This window comes from Mycobacterium sp. TH-M82 (assembly GCF_057473605.1).
This window is the reverse complement of sequence record NZ_JBYCKY010000831.1, coordinates 1-3,026: the sequence shown is the minus strand read 5'-3', so window position 1 is coordinate 3,026 and position 3,026 is coordinate 1. Positions and strand designations below refer to the sequence as shown.

Here is a 3,026-nt window from a genome sequence, read left to right as displayed (position 1 = left end):
AGCAACAACTCCCGGAACAGCAACCTCGACACAGTGTTGGCAGCGCGCATCACGACGACGACCAAGAACGCGCACGTGCCTACTGTCGTGCCCTTGTGTGCCGCCGATCCTCTCGTCGGGTTCGTTCTTGTCGACGACATCGTGCAGCTCTACCACGATGAACTCACCGAATCACTCGGTGCGCTTTCTTCGCAGACAATGCAGGAAATCAGTAAAGCTCTGCGGATAGCACTCCCCTGAGCACACGTGTTGAGCGACGTTGTGGGTGAGCACGACGGGGTCGTGGCGCGTCACGTGAGTTGAGGACGGTCCTGCCCGGGGGTGCATGGGAAGGGGATCGCCGAGCTTCCGTTCGGCTTCTGGCGATTCCTGACCGCCTCTCGATACTTGACGACGCGGTGGATTCCGGCATCAGCAGCTCGTCTTTTCGGGTCCAGCCGAGATAATCGATCGGGACTACGCGGCCTTCCAGCTTGGCAGAGTCCTTGGTGGAGCGCGACACCGCTTTCGTGACGGCCGCCCGCGAGACGACAACCTTCTTGGGTGTTGCAGCGGTTGTCACGCCGCGCTCTGCCGTGACGCCCTGTAACCACAGTTCCGCGTGTTAGGCCCGCAACACCGCTGGTCAAATGCTCATATCACGACTTTGCCGAGACCCTGGGGCGGGACATCGGCAAATGCCCCGCTAGCACCGGGCGCATCCAGCGGCTTCATGGGGTTATACTCAAATATAACGTAGATGAGGGGGCTGGCGTGTTGACAACCAAACTCCGGAAGGTAGGCGGATCGGTGATGTTGGCAATCCCTCCCGCCGTGCTCGATATGTTGCAGCTGCAACCGGGCGCGGCGGTTGCCTTGTCGGTTGACGCCGGCCACCTGGTAGTTGACCCCCAAGTGCGACCGCGCTACTCACTTGATGAGCTACTGGCGCAGTGCGACGCCTCAGCCGACATCACGGCAGAGGACCGGGTTTGGCTAGACGGGGACCAGGTCGGCGGTGAGCTGCTCTGATTGAGCGCGGCGACATCTACATCGTCTCTTTGGACCCGACGCCAGGGCATGAGCAGCGCGGCACGCGCCCAGTGTTGATCGTGTCCCCAGCGCCATTTAACCGATTGACTAAAACTCCTGTGGTGGTACCGATCACGCAAGGCGGAGACTTCGCGCGTACCGCTGGGTTCGCGGTGTCGCTGACAGAGGCGGGAACTCGCACAACTGGCGTCATACGCTGCGACCAGCCCCGCGCGATCGATATCAGGTCGCGCAACGGCCGCAAAGTTGAGCATGTACCGCCCGCGATTCTCGATAACGTATTGGCCAAGCTGATCACGATCCTCAGCTGAGAGGAGTCCGTTGCGGCCGCGATGGCAGTGCGATCACGGCGCTGGCCGAGAACGGACACGTGAAATCCCACCGGGGACCGCACGACGATTATTGAACCATCAGGAATCCTGGGATAGGGCTGCGTCCCTACCGCACTTCACAGCCACCGGGCGCACACCGACATCAACACCCGCCCGCGAATCTGGCGATCCTGCACCGGCGAGTTGCCCCATAGCGGTCACCGCGGACCCGCGCCCTCAACCCGCCCCCGCGACCCGATACCGCCGGGCGGGCCGCGCACCTCGGTGCAAGAGCGGCAACCGCCACGCTAAAGCGACCCGCCCCCTCGGGTAGCTCTATGGACCGTGGGGATGTCGGTGCGATTGAAGTCATCTCCCTTGAAGAGCAACGGCTGGCCGCTGACCTTCGCGAGGGCGTAGGAGAAACAGTCCCCATAGTTCAGGCCCGCGCGGTGTCGTCCTTTGCCGTACCTGCGATACGCGACGCGCGCGGCTTCGGCTTGGCCGGGGTCGACATTGACGAGGTCGACGGCGGCGCGGTGCAGCCACAGGTCCAACTCACGTCCTCCCGGTTCGCCGAAGCGTGTTTCGATCACGATGGCCGTTTCCAGGTAGGTCGCGGTCGACATGAGTCGTTCGTTGTCCGCTTCCACGGCTGCTTCCAGTTCCTCGGCCTCGGGCTCATCGCCGAGCATGGCGACCAGCGCGGACGTGTCGATGACCATTTAGGTGGGCAGTCCAGGCTCGTTGTAGCCGAGGATCTCCTCCGCAGTTCGGGTGTCGAGGACGGGCAGCGTCGCGCATCGGCGGCGGATCGCGGCCAGCTCCTCACTCAGCGGAACCGCTCGAGTGCGGCCTGTCTCCCGGGCGAGCCGTTCCCGCAGCGCGACGACAACTGCGTCGGTCAGAGTTTCCCCCGTGCGGGCCGCGAGTTCCCGCGCAAGGCGGTCGGCTTCGGGATCCTTAATACTCAGCGCCACGTTCTTTAATATATACGATCAGCCAGTTTCTAGACACCCCGCAAACGGTTTCGGGTGTCACCGCGCCTTATACAAGCGCGGCTCGCCCGCCACCAGCCCCGGTCACCCGGGTTCCCCGTCGCTGCCCTGCGCCCCGTCGTGGCTCAGCAGCAGCCCGCCGTGCCCGCCGTCCCCGGCCGCACCTGCGGCCCCGCCGCTGGAACCGCCGCTGGAACCGCCGCTGGAACCGCCGTTGCCGCCGTTACCGCCGTTGCCGCCGTTGCCGTGCAGGTGCCCGCCGTTGCCGCCGTCACCGCCGTGACCTCCGGTCGCCGAGGTGTTCGCCGCGCCGTACCCGCCGTTGCCGCCATGCCCGCCGCTGCCGAGCAGGAAGCTGGCGTTGCCCCCGGCGCCGCCGCTGCCCGCGGTGCCCGCGTCGCCGTAGGCCGCACCGCCGTTACCGCCGGAGCCGCCATTGCCGAGGATGTCCCCGCCCGACCCGCCGGACCCGCCGGTGCCGCCGCTGGAGCCGAGCCCGCCGCCGCCGCCGGTGCCGCCGCTGCCGAACAGGGTCGAACCGGCCCCGCCGTTGCCGCCGAGCCCGCCGTCACCGACCGTCGCCGCTCCGCCGGCCCCGCCGTTGCCGCCGTTGCCGTGCAGGAAGCCGCCGGCCCCGCCCCACCCGCCGCTGCCGGCGTTACCGAATTCCGACGAGCCGCCGGAC

Annotated in this window: 6 protein-coding genes; 3 read left to right on the top strand and 3 right to left on the bottom strand. The window is 66.5% G+C overall.

What is annotated here, in order from left to right:
• The 3 genes from AC2VON_RS24230 to AC2VON_RS24220 all read left to right on the top strand — a co-directional run.
• Positions 1-240: type II toxin-antitoxin system PemK/MazF family toxin (locus tag AC2VON_RS24230; RefSeq protein ID WP_486955113.1), on the top strand; the 240-nt coding region annotated here is incomplete at its 5' end.
• A gap of 549 nt (positions 241-789) precedes the next feature.
• A complete protein-coding gene (locus AC2VON_RS24225) occupies positions 790-1,011 on the top strand; it encodes an AbrB/MazE/SpoVT family DNA-binding domain-containing protein (RefSeq protein WP_486955112.1) in 222 nt (73 codons plus the stop codon).
• Positions 1,008-1,343, top strand: a complete 336-nt coding sequence (locus tag AC2VON_RS24220) for a type II toxin-antitoxin system PemK/MazF family toxin (RefSeq protein WP_486955114.1) — start codon at positions 1,008-1,010, stop codon at positions 1,341-1,343. Before AC2VON_RS24225 ends, AC2VON_RS24220 begins: the two co-directional genes overlap by 4 nt.
• A 308-nt stretch (positions 1,344-1,651) precedes the next feature.
• On the opposite strand, the gene AC2VON_RS24215 is transcribed toward AC2VON_RS24220, so the two are convergent.
• From AC2VON_RS24215 to AC2VON_RS24205, 3 genes are all read right to left on the bottom strand, one after another.
• Complete coding sequence (locus tag AC2VON_RS24215; protein WP_486955111.1) at positions 1,652-2,068, bottom strand: type II toxin-antitoxin system VapC family toxin; 417 nt, start codon at positions 2,066-2,068, stop codon at positions 1,652-1,654.
• Positions 2,069-2,323: a type II toxin-antitoxin system VapB family antitoxin gene (locus tag AC2VON_RS24210; protein ID WP_486955110.1), complete on the bottom strand. Its 255-nt coding sequence runs from the start codon at positions 2,321-2,323 to the stop codon at positions 2,069-2,071.
• Positions 2,324-2,425: 102 nt separating this feature from the next.
• Positions 2,426-3,026 (bottom strand): hypothetical protein (locus tag AC2VON_RS24205; RefSeq protein ID WP_486955109.1); only part of this gene is annotated, 601 nt, incomplete at its 5' end.